Origin of the sequence: Hyphomicrobium sp. 802 (genome assembly GCF_000526135.1) — a bacterium.
Classification (GTDB): Bacteria; Pseudomonadota; Alphaproteobacteria; order Rhizobiales; family Hyphomicrobiaceae; genus Hyphomicrobium_B.
The window spans coordinates 1,493,951-1,513,605 of the sequence record NZ_JAFM01000001.1; the positions used below are offsets into that span (position 1 = coordinate 1,493,951).

Annotated in this window: 23 protein-coding genes; 13 read left to right on the top strand and 10 right to left on the bottom strand. The window is 59.9% G+C overall.

Annotation, left to right across the window (positions count from 1 at the left end; genetic code table 11):
• Positions 1-107 precede the first annotated feature (107 nt).
• Complete coding sequence (gene hemF / locus HYP802_RS0107460) at positions 108-1,016, bottom strand: oxygen-dependent coproporphyrinogen oxidase (RefSeq protein WP_013946550.1); 909 nt, start codon at positions 1,014-1,016, stop codon at positions 108-110.
• Positions 1,017-1,159: 143 nt separating this feature from the next.
• Here hemF and HYP802_RS0107470 point away from each other — a divergent pair, with 143 nt between their 5' ends.
• A complete protein-coding gene (locus HYP802_RS0107470) occupies positions 1,160-3,037 on the top strand; it encodes an ABC transporter ATP-binding protein (RefSeq protein WP_035575733.1) in 1,878 nt (625 codons plus the stop codon).
• Positions 3,038-3,045: 8 nt separating this feature from the next.
• Here the strand turns inward: HYP802_RS0107470 and HYP802_RS0107475 are convergent, their stop codons facing one another.
• Both HYP802_RS0107475 and HYP802_RS0107480 read right to left on the bottom strand, forming a co-directional pair.
• A complete protein-coding gene (locus tag HYP802_RS0107475; RefSeq protein WP_013946552.1) occupies positions 3,046-3,687 on the bottom strand; it encodes an isoprenylcysteine carboxylmethyltransferase family protein in 642 nt (213 codons plus the stop codon).
• A gap of 77 nt (positions 3,688-3,764) precedes the next feature.
• Entirely contained in the window at positions 3,765-4,235 is a 471-nt protein-coding gene (locus HYP802_RS0107480) for a tRNA (cytidine(34)-2'-O)-methyltransferase (RefSeq protein ID WP_024275463.1), read from the bottom strand.
• Between the two features lie 232 nt (positions 4,236-4,467).
• Here HYP802_RS0107480 and petA point away from each other — a divergent pair, with 232 nt between their 5' ends.
• From petA to HYP802_RS0107500, 4 genes are all read left to right on the top strand, one after another.
• A complete protein-coding gene (gene petA, locus HYP802_RS0107485; RefSeq protein WP_024275464.1) occupies positions 4,468-5,040 on the top strand; it encodes a ubiquinol-cytochrome c reductase iron-sulfur subunit in 573 nt (190 codons plus the stop codon).
• A 14-nt stretch (positions 5,041-5,054) separates the two neighbouring features.
• Complete coding sequence (locus HYP802_RS0107490) at positions 5,055-6,371, top strand: cytochrome b N-terminal domain-containing protein (protein WP_013946555.1); 1,317 nt, start codon at positions 5,055-5,057, stop codon at positions 6,369-6,371.
• A gap of 10 nt (positions 6,372-6,381) precedes the next feature.
• Positions 6,382-7,242 (top strand): cytochrome c1, encoded by an 861-nt coding sequence (locus HYP802_RS0107495; protein ID WP_013946556.1) that lies wholly within the window; start codon positions 6,382-6,384, stop codon positions 7,240-7,242.
• A gap of 98 nt (positions 7,243-7,340) precedes the next feature.
• A complete protein-coding gene (locus HYP802_RS0107500; RefSeq protein ID WP_013946557.1) occupies positions 7,341-8,213 on the top strand; it encodes an S-methyl-5'-thioadenosine phosphorylase in 873 nt (290 codons plus the stop codon).
• A gap of 53 nt (positions 8,214-8,266) precedes the next feature.
• Here the strand turns inward: HYP802_RS0107500 and HYP802_RS0107505 are convergent, their stop codons facing one another.
• On the bottom strand, positions 8,267-8,707 hold the full coding sequence (locus tag HYP802_RS0107505; protein ID WP_013946558.1) for a hypothetical protein: 441 nt from the start codon (positions 8,705-8,707) through the stop codon (positions 8,267-8,269).
• Positions 8,708-8,833: 126 nt separating this feature from the next.
• Between HYP802_RS0107505 and HYP802_RS0107510 the strand changes: the two genes are divergently transcribed.
• From HYP802_RS0107510 to HYP802_RS0107540, 7 genes are all read left to right on the top strand, one after another.
• Complete coding sequence (locus tag HYP802_RS0107510) at positions 8,834-9,373, top strand: adenine phosphoribosyltransferase (RefSeq protein ID WP_024275465.1); 540 nt, start codon at positions 8,834-8,836, stop codon at positions 9,371-9,373.
• An 8-nt stretch (positions 9,374-9,381) separates the two neighbouring features.
• Positions 9,382-9,603, top strand: coding sequence for a hypothetical protein (locus HYP802_RS0107515; RefSeq protein WP_024275466.1), 222 nt, complete (start codon positions 9,382-9,384; stop codon positions 9,601-9,603).
• A gap of 2 nt (positions 9,604-9,605) precedes the next feature.
• Positions 9,606-10,316, top strand: coding sequence for an alpha/beta hydrolase (locus HYP802_RS0107520; protein ID WP_245261472.1), 711 nt, complete (start codon positions 9,606-9,608; stop codon positions 10,314-10,316).
• Positions 10,306-11,406 carry an S-methyl-5-thioribose-1-phosphate isomerase gene (gene mtnA / locus HYP802_RS0107525; protein WP_024275468.1) on the top strand — a complete coding sequence of 367 codons (1,101 nt, stop codon included), beginning with the start codon at positions 10,306-10,308 and terminating at the stop codon, positions 11,404-11,406. Before HYP802_RS0107520 ends, mtnA begins: the two co-directional genes overlap by 11 nt.
• A 28-nt stretch (positions 11,407-11,434) precedes the next feature.
• Positions 11,435-12,082, top strand: a complete 648-nt coding sequence (locus HYP802_RS0107530) for a class II aldolase/adducin family protein (RefSeq protein ID WP_280949176.1) — start codon at positions 11,435-11,437, stop codon at positions 12,080-12,082.
• 132 nt (positions 12,083-12,214) lie between these two features.
• Positions 12,215-13,723, top strand: a complete 1,509-nt coding sequence (locus HYP802_RS0107535) for a catalase (RefSeq protein ID WP_024275470.1) — start codon at positions 12,215-12,217, stop codon at positions 13,721-13,723.
• Positions 13,724-13,869: 146 nt separating this feature from the next.
• The gene (locus HYP802_RS0107540) at positions 13,870-14,172 is read left to right on the top strand and encodes a hypothetical protein (RefSeq protein ID WP_024275471.1); all 303 of its coding nucleotides are present in this window, start codon (positions 13,870-13,872) and stop codon (positions 14,170-14,172) included.
• Positions 14,173-14,194: 22 nt separating this feature from the next.
• Here HYP802_RS0107540 and HYP802_RS0107545 read toward each other — a convergent pair whose 3' ends face one another.
• The 5 genes from HYP802_RS0107545 to HYP802_RS0107565 form a co-directional block, all read right to left on the bottom strand.
• Complete coding sequence (locus HYP802_RS0107545; protein ID WP_013946566.1) at positions 14,195-14,434, bottom strand: DUF3297 family protein; 240 nt, start codon at positions 14,432-14,434, stop codon at positions 14,195-14,197.
• A gap of 11 nt (positions 14,435-14,445) precedes the next feature.
• A complete protein-coding gene (gene ychF, locus HYP802_RS0107550; protein WP_013946567.1) occupies positions 14,446-15,543 on the bottom strand; it encodes a redox-regulated ATPase YchF in 1,098 nt (365 codons plus the stop codon).
• 93 nt (positions 15,544-15,636) lie between these two features.
• Positions 15,637-16,362 carry a hypothetical protein gene (locus HYP802_RS0107555; protein ID WP_013946568.1) on the bottom strand — a complete coding sequence of 242 codons (726 nt, stop codon included), beginning with the start codon at positions 16,360-16,362 and terminating at the stop codon, positions 15,637-15,639.
• A gap of 38 nt (positions 16,363-16,400) precedes the next feature.
• Positions 16,401-17,141: an aminoacyl-tRNA hydrolase gene (gene pth, locus HYP802_RS0107560; RefSeq protein WP_024275472.1), complete on the bottom strand. Its 741-nt coding sequence runs from the start codon at positions 17,139-17,141 to the stop codon at positions 16,401-16,403.
• A gap of 113 nt (positions 17,142-17,254) precedes the next feature.
• On the bottom strand, positions 17,255-17,968 hold the full coding sequence (locus HYP802_RS0107565) for a 50S ribosomal protein L25/general stress protein Ctc (RefSeq protein WP_013946570.1): 714 nt from the start codon (positions 17,966-17,968) through the stop codon (positions 17,255-17,257).
• Between the two features lie 285 nt (positions 17,969-18,253).
• Between HYP802_RS0107565 and HYP802_RS0107570 the strand changes: the two genes are divergently transcribed.
• Entirely contained in the window at positions 18,254-18,664 is a 411-nt protein-coding gene (locus HYP802_RS0107570; RefSeq protein ID WP_024275473.1) for a Fur family transcriptional regulator, read from the top strand.
• A 12-nt stretch (positions 18,665-18,676) separates the two neighbouring features.
• On the opposite strand, the gene HYP802_RS0107575 is transcribed toward HYP802_RS0107570, so the two are convergent.
• Complete coding sequence (locus tag HYP802_RS0107575) at positions 18,677-19,612, bottom strand: hypothetical protein (protein WP_024275474.1); 936 nt, start codon at positions 19,610-19,612, stop codon at positions 18,677-18,679.
• Between the last annotated feature and the right edge of the window lie 43 nt (positions 19,613-19,655).

Here is a 19,655-nt window from a genome sequence, read left to right on the forward strand (position 1 = left end):
CAGCAGGAAACGCGGCGACGGACGTGTTCAGGAATGGCGAAACGGCCACAATATCCGCAATCTGCCATCCTCGGGCCAAGCCCGAGGATGACGTCATGTTTGTAAAATCAGGGCCACTTCACCACGGGCGGCATCGAAGACAGGATCGACTCCGTGTTGCCGCCGGTTTTCAGACCGAACGTCGTGCCGCGGTCGTAGAGCAGATTGTATTCGACGTAGCGGCCACGGCGGATCAATTGCTCTTCGCGCTGCGCATCCGAGTACGGCATTGTGTAATTGCCACGCACCAGCATCGGATAGACGCTGTGGAATGCGCGTCCGACATCCTGGGTGAAAGCGAAGGCTGCATCCCAGCCGCCTTCGGCATCGGAAGGCGTCAGATAATCGTAGAAAATGCCGCCGACGCCGCGCGGTTCGTTCCGGTGCGGCAGGAAGAAATATTCATCGCACCAGTTCTTGAGCTTCGTGTAATCGACGATCGGGTGGTTGGCGCAGGCGCCGTACATGGCGGCATGAAAAGCGAGCGTATCTGCATCCGACTGCGTGCGACGCTTGTCGAGCACCGGTGTCAGGTCCGCTCCGCCGCCGAACCACCACTTGTTCGTCACGATCATGCGCGTGTTCATATGAACCGCAGGCACGTTAGGGTTGATTGGGTGGCCGATGAGCGAAATGCCCGACGCCCAGAACTCCGGGTTTTCTTCGGCGCCGGGAATTTGTTTGCGGAACTCCGGGGCAAATTCGCCGTAAACCGTGGATGTGTGCACGCCGACTTTCTCGAAAACGCGGCCATGCATGAGGCTCATCACGCCGCCGCCGGCATCAGGTTCACCGGCTTTGGCGCGATTCCAGGGCGTGCGGACGAAGGTGCCCGGCGCGTCTTTTCCGTGTGGAGCGTCTTCGGGAAGGCTTGTTTCCAGCTTCTCGAACGCTGTGCAGATGTCGTCGCGCAGTTTTTCAAACCACGCACGCGCGGTGGCTTTTTTCTGCTCTAGTGGCATTTCAGGGGCGTTCATGGATTTATCTGAGCTATGTCTTGTTTTTGACCGAAAAGACCCTTAGCTCCAACCGACATCAACGATCAACATCCGGTCGCCGTCGCCAGTCGGATCTAGCCCGACTTTGCGAGCAGGCGCCGCTTTCGTCATTGCGATAGATCATGTTGCGCCGACTTATGAGCTGGGGTGAGACCCGCATCAAGCCGTTCGACGAGCGCGCGATCGTGCGCCCGCCCGATACACTGTGGGCTTTCTATTGGTTTTTTATCAAGCCTCTTTGGCCGTTTTTCGTGCTGCTCCTGATCGCTGGCTGCCTGGGCTCGACCATCGAAGTGGCGTTGATGGGCTTTATCGGTGCGATCGTCGACAAAATGCGGACGCATGGCGATCCGGCGACGTTCGTTTCGAGCTACGGGTGGATGCTGGCGGGCATGGCGTTCGTGGCGCTGGTGCTGCGGCCAGTCATCTCGACGGCGCACGACTTCATCAAGAACCAGATGCTTTCTGCGGGCTGCACAACGCGCATTCGGTGGCAGACGCATCGCTACGTGCTGCGGCAGAGCCTCGGTTTCTTCCAGAACGATTTCGCGGGCCGCGTCGCCAACAAGATCATGCAGACGGGCACATCGCTGCGTGAAAGCGTCGTCCAGCTGATCGACGCGCTGTGGTATGCAAGCGTGCAGTTCATCGGTTCGGCGCTGCTGTTTGCGGCATCCGACTGGCGGCTGACCATTCCGCTGATCGCTTGGCTCGTCGCTTACGTCGTGGCGCTGCGCTATTTCGTGCCGCGCATCAAGGCGCGCTCGACGGAAGCATCGGAAGCTCGTTCGATGCTCGTCGGCCGCATTGTCGACAGCTATACGAACATCATGACCGTGAAGCTCTTCGCGCATGCCGAGCGCGAGGATATCTACGCGCGCGAGGCGCTGACCGAGCAGATGACGAAGTGGCAGGCGTCTCTGCGTCTCATCACCGGCATGGAAATCACGCTCTATTCGCTCAACGGCCTGCTGCTCGTTGCGACGACAGGAACGGCGATCTGGCTGTGGACTCTGCATCACGTCTCAGTCGGCGACATTGCGGTCGTCGGCGGTCTTGTCATTCGTATCGTGACGATGTCGGGCTGGGTGATGTGGACGATTGCGGACGTGTTCGAGAACATCGGCGTCGTGCATGAAGGCATGGAGACGATCTCGCGGCCGAATCTGCTCGTCGATGCGCCGGATGCGAAGCCGGTCGTCGTGCCGCGCGGAGAAATCCGCTTCGATCACATTCATTTCCACTACGGAGCAGGACGTGCGTCTGCAGAAGATGCGCCGCCGCGCGTGATCGAGGATCTTTCGCTAAAGGTGCGGCCGGGTGAGAAGGTTGGTCTGGTCGGGCGCTCCGGCGCTGGCAAGTCGACGCTCGTCAATCTGCTGCTGCGGTTCTACGACCTCGAAGGCGGCCGTATTCTGATCGACGGGCAGGACATCTCGCGTGTCACGCAGGACAGCCTGCGCGCGGAAATCGGGATGGTGACGCAAGACACGTCGCTATTACACCGGTCGGTGCGCGATAACATCCTCTACGGCCGTCTCGATGCCACGGACGAGGACGTGATCGCCGCGGCAAAGCAGGCCGAGGCGCATGACTTCATCATGGCCCTTGAGGACCTTAAGGGCCGCAAGGGTTACGATGCGCATGTCGGCGAACGCGGCGTGAAGCTTTCGGGCGGCCAGCGGCAACGCATTGCGATAGCGCGCGTGTTGCTGAAGAACGCGCCGATCCTGGTGCTCGACGAGGCGACGAGTGCGCTTGATTCAGAGGTCGAGTCTGCGATCCAATCGAGCTTCGAGAAGCTGATGGACGGCAAGACCGTGATTGCGATCGCACACCGGCTTTCGACTATTGCGGCGATGGACCGGCTGGTCGTGATGGAAGACGGCCGGATTGTGGAAGAAGGTTCGCATGCGGACCTTCTGAAGCGCGGCGGTCTTTACGCCCAGCTGTGGCTGCGCCAGTCCGGCGGCTTCCTTGCACGCGAGGCGGCTGAGTAATCCCGCCGCTAACGCTTGCTACGTTGGCTGCTGGCGAAAGCGGGAACTTTCTGCGCCAAAAAAGCCTGAAGCTCGCTCGCCGCGTGGCGGATATTGAAGAAGCGCGGCACGTCTTTCTTGTAGTCGAGATAGGCGCGGCCGTAGCGGGCTTCGAGCCACGGCTCTTCCGTTCGCGCCATCATGGCATAAACAATGACGAGTGCTGCTGCGAGAAGCGTGGCGTCCCACGACCAAGCCGCTAATCCGAGTGTCGTGAAGGCGAGAATGGCCGTCGCGTATTGCGGATTTCGCGTCCAGCGATAGACACCGGTCGTCTCAAGGCCGCTCGCCTGACAGTAGGTTGCCTTTCGGCCGAGCGACCACAGCGTATAAATATAAGCGACACCTGCGATGAACGCGACGGCAGCGAGCGCGACGCGGAACGGCGCTAGCGGTCCGGACAGCGTTATCAGGAAACGCTCAGCCGCGAGGATCAGGACCGAGACGTTTAACGTCCGAAAAAGTGTCCAGAAGGCAAAGCTTTTTGCTGACCCGACCGGGGGCGCGGGCCAAATCCGCCAAGCGGCGTTGATCCGGCCGGCCAGCATTCCCGCAATCAACAGAAGCGCCGAGGCGACGCCAGCAATGATCAGAATGAAGTCGATCGGCATGCGATTCTGCGACGTGTCGGTGCGATCCGACAGATTTGCAGCATTCGCGTGTCACGCGTGCGACAGGGCGGGACGCGTCAGGCGGCGGGAAAGCCGTGCGTTTGCCGCAGCGCTTCGCCGAGCACGATGGCAGCGGCGACGGCAACGTTCAACGATCTGAGACCGGGTCGCATCGGTATGGTGATGCGTGCATCGGCTTGGTTGTGGACGGCATCGGGAACGCCGGCGCTTTCGCGGCCAAGCAGCAGTGTATCGTTCGGCGCGAAAGCGAAGTCGCAATGCGTCGATGTCGCCTTCGTTGTGAGAAGGACGAGACGCCCCGGCGGTTCGGCGGAAGCGCGTCGTGCGGCCATGAAGGCATCGAAGCTTACGTGGCGTGTGAGATCGACGAAAGGCAAGTAATCGAGCGCGGCGCGCTTCAAGGAACGATCACTCATGTCGAAGCCGGTCGGGCCGATGACGTCGACGGGCACGCCAAAGCAGGCCCCGAGGCGAAGGATCGTTCCGGTGTTCTGAGCAATGTCGGGTTGATAGAGGGCGAGGCGCATCCGGGGTGTCTGGGGATCTCAGAGATTCATGTCTACTGCGACATGTGCGCCAAATTGCCCCTCACTTTTTGTCGCGCTTTCCGATTGATAGCGGCATCAAACGCTGTCAAAACATCCAACTAGGGAAGAAATGAACGAACTAGAGACCAAAAAATAGGCAATCGGCGGCAGGCACTGTCCTATGCAACCGGTGAAGCCTCTGGCTCTGGTTCCCCAATGCGGGAGGCGTGCGTTGAGCACAGATGCCTTAGAGCCGCACCGCCGGGATTTCCTGGTGGTTGCTGGAAACGCGTTCGCCGCTGTCGGCGCCGCGTCGCTTCTTTGGCCTTTCATTCAGCAGATGAACCCCGACGCCAGCACGATGGCGCTGTCGTCGGTGGAGGTCGATCTTGCTCCGGTGAAAGAAGGGCAGGCGATCACTGCGATGTGGCGCGGCAAGCCGATCTTCATCCGTAATCGGACGAAGGCCGAGATCGAATCGGCGCTGGCTGTACCCGTGAAGGATCTGCCCGATCCGCTGGCGCGGAACGAGGATCTGCCGACGGACGATCCGGCAACCGATGCTAACCGCACCAAGGCCGGGCACGAGAACTGGATCATCATCATCGGCATTTGCACGCATCTGGGCTGCATTCCCAAGGGGCAAGCTCTCGGCGATGATCGCGGTGAGTACGGCGGCTGGTTCTGCCCGTGCCACGGCTCGCAATACGATACCTCCGGACGCATTCGTAAGGGACCGGCACCCCGCAATATGGAAGTGCCGCCTTATGCGTTCACGACCGCAACAAAAATCAAAATCGGTTAGGGGGGAGAGAGCATATGGGAGCCCGAACCTCGAATTACGTGGCCGAAACGCGGTGGGGCAAGTGGCTCGACGAGCGCTTGCCGATCGGCCGTGTGGTGAAGAACCAGTTCATCGACTATCCAACGCCGCGGAACCTCAATTACCTGTGGACCTTCGGCGGCATCCTGACGCTGATCCTCGTCGGACAGATCGCGACGGGCGTGGTGCTGGCGATGCACTATCAGCCGAGCGCGACAGGCGCGTTCAATTCGATCGAGCAGATCCGCCGCGACGTGAACTACGGCTGGATGCTGCGTAATTTCCACGCCGTCGGCGCGTCGATGTTCTTCTTCGCCGTCTACATCCATATCTTTCGCGGCTTCTATTACGGCTCGTATAAGGCCCCGCGCGAAGTGCTGTGGATCCTTGGCGTGTTGATCATGCTGCTGATGATGGCGACGGCGTTCATGGGCTACACGCTGCCGTGGGGGCAGATGAGCTTCTGGGGCGTGACGGTCATCACCAACCTCTTTTCCGCGCTCGATACGATCGTCAACGGGCTCGGAACGGCGGTCGTCGAATGGCTGTGGGGCGGTTATGCCGTCTCGGGCGTGACACTCAATCGCTTCTTCTCGCTGCATTACCTCTTGCCGTTTGTGCTGACGGGCGTGGTCGGGCTGCACATCTGGGCGCTCCATATCGTCGGGCAGAACAATCCGACAGGGCTCGATCTCAAGGAGCCAACCGACTGCGTGCCGATGCATCCTTATGCGACGTCGAAGGATGCGGTCGGGATTTTCGCTTTCCTTCTGCTTTACGCGTGGTTCGTGTTTTTCGTGCCGGACTATCTGGGGCACGCCGACAATTACATCGAAGCGAACCCGCTGGTGACGCCGCCGCATATCGTGCCGGAATGGTATTTCCTGCCGTTCTACGCGATCCTGCGCGCCTTCACGAGCTCGTTCCTCGGCATTCCGCTCGGGCAGTATGCCAAGCTTTGCGGCGTCGTCGCGATGTTCTCCGCCGTGATCATCATCGCGTTCGCGCCGTGGCTCGATACATCGCGCATTCGGTCGGCGAAGTACCGGCCGATCTTCAAGTGGTTCTTCTGGTTCTTCGTCTTCACCTGCGTATCGCTCGGCTATCTCGGATCGAAACCGGCGGAAGGTGTGTATGTGGTCGCCGCGCAGATCTTCACGGTCTGCTACTTCCTGTTCTTCCTCGTTGCGATGCCGATCGTCGGCCTTATTGAAACGCCGCGAAGGCTGCCGCGCTCGATCACGGAATCGGTGCTCAGCAAGGGCGGAGCGGGGCTGCCGTCGGGTGCCGCTGCCGCACCTGAGACGCGGTGAGGAGCGACAGATGAAACAGCGCATCTCACTTTCATTGATCTTCGCGCTTTCGTTCGTGCTCCCGGTTACGAGCGCCTCTGCGGAGGAAGCGGGACATCCGGAGATCCATCGGCAGACGTGGTCGTTCTCGGGCTTCACCGGGCAATTCGATAAGGCGCAATTGCAGCGCGGCTTCCAGGTCTACAAGGACGTCTGTTCGAACTGTCACGGCCTTAAGTATCTGTCGTTCCGCAATCTCGTGCAGCCGGGAGGACCGGAATTTCCGGAAGCAGCCGTGAAGGAACTGGCGAAGACGTGGCCGAACCAAATCACGGACGGTCCGAACGACGAAGGCAAGATGTTCGAGCGTCCGGCGTTGCTGTCTGATCCAATCCGGGGGCCGTATCATAACGATCAGGAAGCGCGGGCAGCGCAAAACGGCGCGTTGCCGCCTGATCTATCGCTTATCGCTCGGGCACGCGGCGTTGAGCGCAATCCAAGTTGGTGGATCCATCCGTTCCTGATGCTCGGCGATATTGCCAAGGCCTATCAGGAGGGCGGCGCGGATTACATCTATGCGCTCATGCACGGCTATTCCGATCCGCCGGCAGATTTCAAACTGACGGACGGAAAATTCTACAACAAGATTTTCCCCGGCCATCAAATCAGCATGCCGCCGCCGCTTTCCGACGGTCTCGTCAGTTACCAGGACGGCACACCCGACACCGTCGATAACTATGCGAAAGACGTTGTCGCATTTCTGTCATGGGCCGCCGACCCCACGCTCGATACGCGCAAGCAGATCGGATGGCAGGTCATTTTGTATCTTATCGTCACCACTGGCTTGCTCTACCTGGGCAAGAGGCGGATCTGGGCCAGCATTAAGCACTGACCCGAGCGCTTGTGACGATTTGCAAACTGGAAGGCTGCGCTTGCGTAGCCTTTTTTCTTTTGTACTGGCGGGTACATTGAAAATGAAAAAGGTGGGTGATGACGGCATCGGTTCTGGGCATTGTTGGAGGCAGTGGGTTCTATCAACTGCCAGGCCTTGCCAACCCTGAATGGAAGGCAATCGAGAGTCCGTGGGGTACACCTTCGGACGAAATTCTGTTTGCTGATATCGACGGATTGCCGATCCGGTTTCTGCCGCGGCATGGGCGCGGGCATAAGCTGTCGCCGACGGGCATCAACTATCGGGCGAATATCGATGCGCTTAAACGTGCTGGCGTGACCGATCTCATCTCGGTTTCCGCGTGCGGATCGTTGAAGAAGAAATACAAGCCCGGCGATTTCGTGCTTCCCGATCAGTTCATCGACCGGACGTTCGCGCGCGAGAAGTCGTTCTTCGGCAACGGTTGCGTTGCGCATGTTGCGATGGGCGATCCGATCAGTCCGCTGCTAACGAAGGCGCTCGAAAAGTCGGCGAAGGCCGAGAAGATCGAGGTGCACAAGGGCGGCACCTACCTCGCGATGGAAGGGCCGCAGTTTTCCACGCGCGCAGAAAGCAATCTTTACCGGTCTTGGGATTGCGACGTCATCGGCATGACGAACATGCCGGAGGCCAAGCTCGCGCGCGAAGCGGAGATTTGCTACGCGAGCGTCGCGATGGTGACGGATTACGATTGCTGGCACGACGATCATGAAGACGTCGATGTCGCGTCGATCATTGCTGTCATGCACGCGAATACAGAAAAAGCGCAGCGGCTCGTCGCGCATCTCGCGCGGGATTTTCCGCGCGAGCATCCGGCTTGTCCGATCGGCTCGGACAGGGCACTCGAAGTTGCGCTGATCACGCCCCCGGAAGCGCGCGATCCTGAACTCTTGAAGAAGCTCGATGCGGTTGCGGGGCGGGTGCTGGGATAGCTCCTGATTATCATCCTCGGGATTGTTCCGAGGGTGGCCCGGAGAGGCGTGCGTTAGTTCGGGAAGCTGATCAGGATCTTCATCTTGATGAGCCAGGGGAAGATCATTTCGAGTAGGGTGCCGAGCGTCCATAGTACGGTGCCGAGCAGAATGAGCGCGGGGATGCTGGCGATGACGGCTTTCAGAAAGAACAGCATCAGCTCGACGAAGGGCACGTCGATTTTACGGACCGACACCGGCGCGAGCGTTGCGGCCGCCGCAGCGGCATTGGGGGTGAAATCGGATGCTGCGTAGATCTGCGGCTGCGGCCGTGAACGATCGTCTGGGCCCATCGAGAGTGTCGGCGCGGCCGCGCGTTCCTGCGCTGCGCGTTCGCGTGCTTCCCGGGCGCGGGCTTCCTTTTCGCGTCTCAGCGTGCGCGGCAAGTCTTCCGTATCGTCGAGAAGCGGGTCGAGGTCGGGTCCTGCGATTGCGGAGGTGCCTGGAGATGCCATTACTCTTCCCTCAAGCAGGGCTGCCGCCAGTGCCGAATGTTTCAGCACGACAGCGTTGCTCAAAATCTACCTAGAACCCAGCGATATTGCTATTTTGCGCCGTCAATTTGACCGGAGTGGAGCACTGTGAAGAACCTGGACGCCCTCGAAGAGCTTATTCGTACGATCCCTGACTATCCGAAGCCCGGCATCATGTTTCGGGATATCACGACGCTTCTTTCCGACCCGAAAGGGCTTAAAAAAGCGATCAAAGGCATGGCGAAGCCATTCGAGGACCAGAAAATCGACGCGGTTGCCGGTATCGAGGCGCGCGGGTTCATTCTGGGTGGCGCGATTGCTGACCGCCTCGAATGTGGCTTCATTCCGATCCGGAAAAAAGGCAAGCTGCCTTGGAAGACGATCGGGCAGGAGTACACGCTTGAATACGGCGTGGACGTCATCGAAATTCATGAGGATGCGTTCGAAAGCGGATCTCGCGTGCTGATCGTTGACGATCTAATCGCGACGGGTGGCACGGCGGAAGCGGCAGTAAAGCTCGTTCAACGTTCCGGTGGCAAGGTGGTTGGAGCAACCTTCATTGTCGATCTGCCGGATCTCGGCGGCATGAAGCGGCTCGATGACCTGGGCATCACCCGTCACGCGCTTGTGGCATTCGAAGGCCACTAGGAGCAAACGTGGACCTTCCAAAAGAGCATCTGTCAGATGCGTTCGAGCGGATCGCCGCGTGGCGAGCCGATCCTTGGACGGTTCATAATTGCCCCGTGTGCCAAACGCCGGGGCTGCAGGTCATCGACAGGTCGGTGCGGCCCTATTCGGAATGGTACGCGCTGACGTGTGCCGCTTGCGGGCTTGATGCTTCGCTGCACATTCCGTTGCCCGGTCCGGGTAACATGTGAGCATGGCGAACGGTCCGATCGAGATTGTCCTGTTGCCCGGTCTCGACGGGACAGGCGATCTGTTCGACCGTTTGGCAGCGCGGCTTGCTCCGGATCTGACTGTTACGATCGTACGCTATCCGCAAGATCCGTCGCTCGGGTATGCGGGCTATGCGGAAATCGTGCGCAACGTGATCGGCAAAAGACCGGTATTTCTTCTGGGAGAGTCGTTTTCGGGGCCGGTTGCCGTTCGTGTCGCGACGCAGCTCGGGCGGCAGGTGCAGGGTGTCGTGCTGGCGGCAACGTTCGTGAAGAACCCGTGGCCCGGTTGCTTCATTCGTCGCGCGGCGCTCGTCGATCCGCGAACGACGCCGTCGCGACTTCGCGATGCTGTCCTGATGGGACCTTTCGGCGATCCCGAACTCGTCAAAAAAGTAGAAGGGATCGTCGCTACGCTGTCACGGTCGGTGCGGGCATCGCGGCTCAAGGCCATTGCGGAGGTCGATGTGCGGCGGGATTTCGCCCAACTCGCCTGTCCGATCCTGGTGCTGCATGGGCGCGGCGATTGGCTCGTCCGCAAGTCGCCCATTCAGCGTGCGGTTTGCGAACGCGGGCGCGCACGCATGGTCGTCATTCCCGGCGCCCATATGCTATTGCAAACGCGTTCCGCCGAGGCGGCGGCCGAGATCGTTAATTTCACTAAGTCAATCGCGGAGGCTCATCATGAAGCTTGACGGAGTGCCCTCGCGCACGATCTGGCTCGAACCGGACGGCTGGTCCATTGGCATCATCGATCAGACGCTTCTGCCGCATAAGATCGTGCGGCCGGTGCTCAAGACGGTCGAAGATGCGGCGCGCGCCATTAAAACGATGCAGGTTCGCGGCGCGCCGCTGATCGGCGTCACGGCGGCTTATGGCGTGGCGCTGGCGATGCGTGTCGATGCATCGGATGCGAGCCTAGACAATGCGGTTGCGTTCCTCGGTGCGCAGCGGCCGACGGCGGTCAATCTGCGCTGGGCGCTGGAAGATCTGCGCACGACGCTGCTGCCGCTGGCGCCGAGCATTCGCGCTGTCGCCGCCTACGCGCGTGCGGCAGAACTGGCAGAGGACGATGTCGAGACGTGCCGGAACATCGGCGTCAACGGCCTCAAGTTGATTAAGGAGATCGCGATCCGCAAGGGCGGTGGTCCTGTCAACGTTCTGACGCATTGCAATGCGGGCTGGCTCGCGTGCGTCGATTGGGGGACGGCCACGTCGCCGATCTATCACGCGCACGATGCCGGCATTCCGGTGCATATCTGGGTCGACGAGACGCGACCGCGCAATCAGGGCGCGGCGCTGACGGCGTTCGAGCTTTTGCAGCACGGTGTTCCGCATAGCCTCATCGCGGACAATGCCGGTGGGCATTTCATGCAGGCTGGCGACGTCGATCTCGTCATCGTCGGCACGGACCGGGTGACGGCGAACGGCGACGTTGCGAACAAGATCGGCACGTATCTGAAGGCGCTCGCGGCGCACGATACACGGGTTCCGTTTTATGTGGCGCTGCCGTTTTCGACGATTGACTGGCGCACCGAAAAAGGCAGCGACATTCCCATCGAGGAACGCAGCGAAGACGAAGTTCTGTATGTTCAGGGCAAGCTGCCGAATGGCGAGCTCGGGTCGGTTCTGATTTCGGCAGAAGGGACGCATGCCCGTAATCCGGCCTTTGATGTGACACCTGCGAGGCTCGTGACGGGGTTCATCACGGAGCGGGGCATTTGCGCGGCGTCCCGAGAAGGGCTGCTGTCGCTCTATCCTGAAAAGACCAGCGAAGTGGCATGATCCCGTGAAACAGCCAAGCGAAAAATCGTTGAGAAAAGAGGTCATTGCAACGGCTCTGGAGATGAGCCGTTCGGGACTTTCTCCAGGGCGTTCAGGTAACGTCTCGTGTCGGTTCGGCGGCGGCATGCTGATCACGCCGACGGGCAAGCGGTATGAAGATACCGAGCCAGACGACATCGTATTCGTCGCCGCTGACGGCAGCGTTCCAGATGGTCAACTGAAGCCGTCGAGCGAGTGGCAATTTCACCTTGCTGCGTATCACGCGCGCCCGGATCGAAATGCACTTGTGCACACGCACTCGCTGCATGCGACCGTGCTGGCGTGCGCGCACAAATCCATTCCGGCATTTCATTACATGGTGGCGGTCGCGGGCGGAAAGGACATTCCGTGCGTGCCTTACGCGACGTTCGGAACGGATGAACTCGCGCGGCATGTTGCGGCCGGGCTTCGTGAACGAGACGCGTGTTTAATGGCCAACCACGGTCAGATTGCTTGCGGAGCTTCGCTCGCGCACGCACTTGAAATGGCCCGAGAGGTGGAAGTTCTGGCCGAGCAGTACTACAAAGTACTCTTACTGGCTGATATGCATTTGCTCGATGATGCTGAAATGCTCGAGATTGCCGAGCGCTTTAAAGCCTACGGCAGGAATGCGGAGCTAAACCAGAAGCGCCGATAGAAAGGGCCAATCGCTCCTATAGAAATTTTTGCGCGATAAGATTGTCTTATAAGCATTTCCTGAAGATTCGATTGGTGGATTAAGTTTTTCTGATCTTAGGTCTCTTTGGTTTCCTCCAGGAAGGATGATCACATGACCGATACCACGAAGCTCACCACAACAGCGGGTGCCCCGGTCCCCGACAACCAGAATTCGCTGTCAGCCGGGCCGCGCGGTCCGCTGCTGATGCAGGATTACCAGCTCATCGAGAAGCTCGCGCATCAGAACCGCGAGCGCATTCCGGAACGTACCGTCCACGCCAAGGGCTGGGGCGCTTACGGAACGCTGACGATTACGGGCGACATTTCGAAGTACACGAAGGCGAAGGCGCTGCAGCCGGGCGCGAAGACCGACATGATCGCGCGCTTCTCGACCGTTGCAGGCGAGCTTGGCGCGGCGGATGCAGAGCGCGATGTTCGCGGCTTCGCACTCAAATTCTATACCAGTGAAGGCAACTGGGATCTCGTCGGCAACAACACGCCGGTGTTTTTCGTCCGCGATCCGATGAAGTTTCCCGATTTCATTCACACGCAGAAGCGGCACCCGAAAACCAACATGCGCTCGCCGACGGCGATGTGGGATTTCTGGTCGCTGTCGCCGGAAAGCCTGCATCAGGTTACGATCCTGATGTCGGACCGCGGCTTGCCGGTCGGCGTTCGCAACATGAACGGCTACGGCTCGCACACGTATTCATTCATCAATGCCAACAACGAGCGTTTCTGGGTGAAATTCCACTTCAAAACGCTTCAAGGCCATAAGCACTGGACGAACGGCGAAGCGAGCGAGATCGTCGGCCGCACACGTGAATCGACGCAGGAAGATCTGTTCACGGCTATCGAGCGCGGCGAGTTCCCGAAGTGGAAGATGCAGGTTCAGGTGATGCCGGAAGGCGATGCCGACAAGCATTGGTATAACCCGTTTGACCTGACGAAGGTTTGGCCGCATGCGGACTATCCGCCGATCGACATCGGCGTATTCGAGCTGAACCGCAATCCTGAGAACTATTTCGCCGAGATCGAGCAAGCGGCATTCTCGCCGTCGAACATCGTGCCGGGCATCGGCTTTTCGCCCGACAAGATGCTGCAGGCGCGCATCTTTTCGTATGCGGATGCGCATCGCTATCGCCTCGGCACGCACTACGAGCATCTGCCCGTGAACGCCGCGCGCTGCCCCGTTCATAACTATCACAAGGACGGCCCGATGCGGTTCTTCGCACCGGAGACGGGGAACTTGGACGCCTATTACGAGCCGAACTCGTTTCATGGTGCCGAGCAGGACAAGTCCGTCGCGGAGCCGCCGCTGAAGATTTCGGGCGATGCCGATCGTTTCAATCATCGCGATGGCAACGACGATTACAGACAGGTGACGGCGCTGTTCAATCTCTTCAACAAAGAGCAGAAAGCGCGGCTGTTCTCTAACGTTGCCGAAGCGATGTGGGGTATTCCCGATTTCATCGCGGAGCGGCAGCTTGCCCACTTCAAGAAGGTGCATCCGGATTATGAAGCCGGGGTGCGCGCGGCGCTCGATCACATGACACGACAGAAAGCTTCCGAGACGGCGCAGCAGCAGAAGATGCCGCAAGGCGCAGAAGCTGCCGAGTGATCGCGCGGTTCGTTTCGACGATTAATGAAAAGGCCCTGCTCGTGCGGGGCCTTTTTTGTTTCGGCGGTTTGCTGCTGTTAGGACGCAACTTCCCGAGTGCCAGCGCGTTGCTCGAACGGCGCTCAATGTATCGAGGAGGAGCCGTCATGCCGAGAGGCGATAAAGCGAGCTATACGACCAAACAGAAACGCAAGGCCGAACACATCGAGGAAGGCTACGAGAAGCGCGGCGTCGGCAAGTTGGAAGCCGAGCGGCGCGCGTGGGCGACCGTCAACAAAGAGAGCGGCGGCGGAAACAAGAGCGGCTCGGGTCGCGGGAAGAAAGATACGCACGTCGCGTCGAAGCGCGGTGGAAAGATCGGCGGCAGAGCGTCGGCCACGCGACCAGCGGCGGCGCGCAGTGCGTCAGCGCGGAAAGCTGCCGCGACGAGAAAGCGGCGCGGAAGCTGATCGCGCCGCATTGGCGTCATCATCACGCCGTGCGGAAATACGGCTCGACTTTGCCTTTGAGCTTCAGGGTCATCGGGCGGCCTTTGCGGTCGCGCGCGTTCCCTGCTGCGACGCGGATCCAGCCTTCGCTGATGCAGTATTCTTCAACGTTGGTTTTGTCGGTACCATTGAAGCGGATGCCGATGTCACGCTTCAGAAGCTCTTCGTTGAAGAACGGGCTTGCGGGATCGTTGCAAAGGCGGTCGGGCAGTTCGTCGGACATGTTTGTTCGTCCTAGTTGGCGAAACGGAAGTGCATGACATCGCCGTCTTGGACGACGTAGTCCTTGCCTTCGAGACGCATTTTTCCGGCTTCTTTAGCACCGGTTTCGCCGTTGCCGGTTACATAATCGTCGAAGGCAATGGTTTCGGCGCGGATGAAGCCTTTTTCGAAGTCGGTATGGATGACGCCAGCGGCTTGCGGAGCCTTGGTGCCGCGCGTGATTGTCCAGGCGCGGGCTTCCTTCGGGCCGACGGTGAAGTAGGTCACGAGGTGGAGCAGGTCGTATCCGGCGCGGATCAGGCGATTGAGGCCCGGTTCGTCGAGGCCCATCTCACTGAGGAAGGCATCACGGTCTTCCGGCGCAAGGCCTGCGAATTCGCTTTCGATCTTGGCGGAGATGACGACGACAGCCGCGTTCTCGGCCTTCGCGCGCTCTTCGACCTGCTTCGAATAGGCGTTGCCGTTGGCCGCTGAGGCTTCCTCGACGTTGCAGACGTAGACGACGGGCTTCGATGTCAGAAGCTGCAGCGCACGGAAGGCGGGCATCTCTTCGGCGGTCATCTGCGCGAGACGGGCGGGCTTGCCTTCACGCAGAAGCACCAGCGGCTTTTCCATGACGGCGTACTGCGCCTTGGCTTCCTTGTCGCCGGACTTCGCTTTCTTCTCGATTTGCGAGATGCGCTTTTCAAGGCTTTCGAGATCGGCGAGCATCAATTCCGTTTCGACGACGTCGGCGTCGGCGAGCGGGTCGATGCGGTTCTCGACGTGGGTGATGTCTTCGTCAACGAAGCAGCGCAGCACGTAGGCCACGGCATCGACTTCGCGAATGTGCGACAGGAACTTGTTGCCGAGGCCTTCGCCCTTCGAAGCACCGCGGACGAGGCCGGCGATATCGACGAACGTCAGGCGCGTTGGAATGATTTCCTTGCTACCTGCAATGCCAGCGAGCGTGTCGAGGCGCTTATCGGGAACAGCGACCTCGCCGACGTTCGGTTCGATGGTGCAGAAGGGGTAGTTGGCCGCCTCGGCCTGCGCCGTTTGCGTGAGCGCATTGAAGAGGGTTGACTTGCCGACGTTCGGCAAGCCGACGATGCCGCATTTGAAGCCCATGGTGGGGAAATATCCGTTTAGGTTGTGGTCCGTGGGTTAAGCGACCCAGGCCCTAATGTGAAGCCTTATCGGTCCAATGTGCGGCCGTATGGCTCACCGCTGGTACTTGGTAAAGGCGAATGTCGAGTAACGCGCGGGTGCGGGAAGATTGCTCGTGCCGGACATGGCGTCTGCAAGCGCCTCCGAAATGTGCGTACCCTGATCGACGCTGCGGACCGCGATGACGATGAACGGGCGCTGCCAGCTCGTATCTATATCTTCGCAATCGGCGCACGGATCGATGTAGCGGCCGAGATTGAGCGTCCACATCGGGATGCGATCGCCGACTGCGCCGCGCACCCATTGTGCGGTGCGAACGGCGCGGAGACCGCCGCGCTGTTCCTCACGGGCGACGTCGCCTTCCTGGCTCGCAAGGCCGACAGCGATCAGACCGAGCGCGGTGCCCAGGCCCTGACGCAATTGCGGTGCGAGAACCTCGTCCTGGATCTCTTGCGGCGACAGGATGGTGTCGTCCTTTTCGAGTTCCGTCGTCGACCCGCGGACCCAGCCGTAATTCTTCGTCAGCACAACGACATCGAACACGGCGCGGCGCCCCTGGCGGTCGGTGCCTTCGATCGGGAAGACCAGCGTGCGATCATTCCAGCGGTGGGCGAAAATGCGCCGGACGCCGGTCTTGTCTTTATCGCGCGCGAAATAAGCGTCATTCAGCACGCTGCCGAAAACGCCGACGGTGAAAAGGAAAATGAGCGCGCCGATAACCAGATCGAAAAGAGATCGCGATCCGGAGTCCGCGCGGCTCTCTTCCTGATACTCAGACATCGGCTCAACCCCACAACTCGCCAAACTTCGCGAGGATGCTAGGCGTCCTCGCCGCCGGATTTTCGCGCGCTCAGCCATTTTTTCAAGTTGTCGGCGAGGGCGGATTGGCGTTTGGACGCGCGTTCACCGGCTGGGTGTGGCCGCGATGCCTTCGGCGGGCGCGGCGACTCTTGTGGCGCGCGCGAAGCCTTGGGCGCAGGCGTTTCGTGATCCTCCTGCGTCGTGCGAGCGACGTCACTCAGGAAGCGGTCGTCTTCGCCTTTGGCGAGATAGGGGGCGGCGTCGGAGATGGCATCAAGCAGCGCATTGAGCCATTCGCGCTCTGATTTCGCGAAGTCGTTCAAAACATAATAGACGACGGCATCTTTTGAGCCGGGATGACCGATGCCGAGGCGCACGCGCTTGTACTCGTTTTCAATGTGCGCGGTGATCGAGCGCAAACCGTTGTGACCGGCGTTGCCGCCACCCGTTTTCAGTTTCACCTTGCCGGGTACAAGGTCCAACTCGTCGTGAAAGACGTAAATGTCCGACAGCGGAATTTTTAGAAAACGCTGGGCTTCACCGACAGAGCGGCCGCTCTCGTTCATGTAGGTTTCGGGCTTCAGCAGCGTCACGCGCTCGCCGCCGATCGAGCCTTCGGAGATGAGCCCCTGAAATTTCTTGCGCCAGGGCGCGAAGCTGTGGCGTTCCGCGATGCGGTCGAGCGCCATGAAGCCGATGTTGTGGCGATTGGCGCGGTATTTCTCGCCCGGATTGCCGAGGCCAACGAAGAGCTTCATTTCGACTGTGCCTTCCGACTCGCCTTCGGCGAGCAGCCCGGAAGGCACGGGATTGTTGCTGGGCCCGGCGGTCCACTTCCCAAAGGAAAGATGTCGGGCCCAGCAAAAGTCTCTTACTTCTTCGCGGCGGGCTTGGCGGCCGGAGCGGCCTTACCTGCAGCAGCCGGGGCTGCCTTGCCAGCGGCGGCCGGAGCAGCCTTGGCACCCGCGGCGGGAGCGGCAGCAGCATCCGCGGTTGCGCTTGCGGCTTCGTCGTCACCCTTCAGGGCGCCGGCGATCGTCGCAATCGTGAAGTCGCGATTCTTGATGACGGGCGAAACGCCTTCCGGCATCTCGACGGCCGAGATGTGGATCGAACGGCCGATCTCCATGCCTTCGAGATTGATCTCGAACGCGCGCGGGATTTTGTCGTAAGGGCAGAACACTTCGACGTCGTGGCGGACGATATTGAGAACGCCACCGCGCTTCAGACCCGGCGACAACGTTTCGTTGGTGAAGTGCACGGGAATCGAAACGCGGATCACGCCATCCTTGCCGACGCGCTGGAAGTCAACGTGAAGGGGCGTGTCGCGGACAGGGTCGACCTGGACGTCGCGGGCGAGCACGATGTGCTTCGTGCCTTCGACGTCGATCTCGATAGCCGTCGAGGTGAAGTGGCCACGCAGGACCTGCTTCCACAGCTCGTTGTATTCGAGATTGATCGTTTCCGGGGTTTCGTGGTTGCCGTAAATGACGGCGGGCACATTTCCATTGCGGCGTGCTTGGCGTGCGGCCCCCTTGCCGGCACGCGGGCGCGCCGTAGCCTTGAGCGTAATGAGCTCAGCCATGGCATCGTCTCCGAGTGTTAAAGGCTCTCCTGCCTATCAGAAGAGCCAAAAAGCCGCTTGCCGGCCTCCAAGGGTGCCGGGCGGCGTCTCAGGAAAATCTTCTTGAGATGGCGGGTATATACCTGGGGTTGCCGCCGCGCGCAACGGTCGGAAATGGCCCCAAATAGGCGCACAATACTTGGGTCGGACTGGAAAGTTGCTGAGAAAATCAGCATATTAAGGGGTGATTTACTGGAAACCCTGCGTTGTGACCTGCAATTGTGGGTGGTGGAGATGCCCGAAGTGATGACGAAGAAGACGACCAAGCGCCGGAGCGCGGCCGATCAGGACAAGATCATTGTCGAAGCGCTGAGGGGCGTCGGGCGGCCCGTGAGCGCCTACGAGCTTATCGAACAGGTGCGCGCGAAGGGTGTCAGCGCGCCGCCAACGGTCTATCGGGCTCTACAACGTTTAATCGACGATGGCTTGGCGCATCGGCTTGAAAGCCTCAATGCTTTCGTCGCTTGCGATCATCCTCATCACGTAGGAAAGGCTGTCTTCGCGATCTGCGATTCCTGCGGCACGGTGAAGGAATTCGATAGTCCGACCGCTGTGAAGAGCCTGCAGACGTGGGCAAGCAAGAACGACTTCAACATCCGCTCAATGACAATGGAAATTCGCGGACGCTGCGGAGATTGCACCGTAGGACACGATTGATAAAGCCAAGGTTCAAAAATCGATATCGAGACTGAGTTTCAGCGTGGTTGCGGGCGTCGCACTATTCAAACCGAACAACGCACCGAACCCGACCGTCGTCTCAACTTTTTGTTCGTCTTCAGCGTCATCTTTCTTTGAGAGCGTGTCGTCGTCATCTGCGTCGCCGAACGTCCAGTAGGCGATAGGACCGAGACGATACTGATTGAACGTTCCGAAGATTTGCTGCTGCTCGTCCGTGTTGCCGCCGCTGATGCGTTCGACGCCGCCATAGGATTCAACGGCAAGAGCGAGCTGATTGGATGTGCGATACATGATCCGGGCGGCGTAGCCGAAATCGAGCTTGCCCTGATTTTCGAAGCCGCCGCCAAAGTATTGAATGGCTGTCGGATTGATGTTTGCGCTCCAGCGTCCGGATTGCCATTCGATGATCGGGCCGATCGTCAGCGTCGAAGCTTCGTCTTCGTGTGCGGATTGATCCCATTCGACGAGAAAGCCGGCGCCGATGCCGTCGCCTTTGCGCTTGATGACGGTCCAGATGGTTTCGGCACCGTAGCTGTCGAATTCAAGCGGTCCCATCCGATCGGCGTCGTTGAAGGTCTGGGGATCGTCCAGGCGCTGCTGCTCGAACTCGATGCCGAGGCGAAGTTTGACGAAGGTCGTGAGGCCCATCTCAACTTCCAGGCCTTCGCGTTGGCGTGTTACCGTGTTGTCGTCGGCAATGATGCCGCCTGCGCCATTGGAAACGACGCCGCGTCTCGGATTGCCAGATGAAAAGTCATTCTGGCTTTCGATCTCGATCGCGCCAGGTTCGGTGTCGAGGTCTTTGATTTCGAACTGGTCGAGGGACGGTCCCGCCATTGCCGCCTGTGAGAACGCGAGCATCGAGATGCCCATGAGCAAGGCAACAACGCAGCCTGCCGCTCGCGTGTGAACCGGGATTCGCCCCACGCCTCCCCCTCGAGAATTTGCTTCCCGTTATTGTTCTCAAATT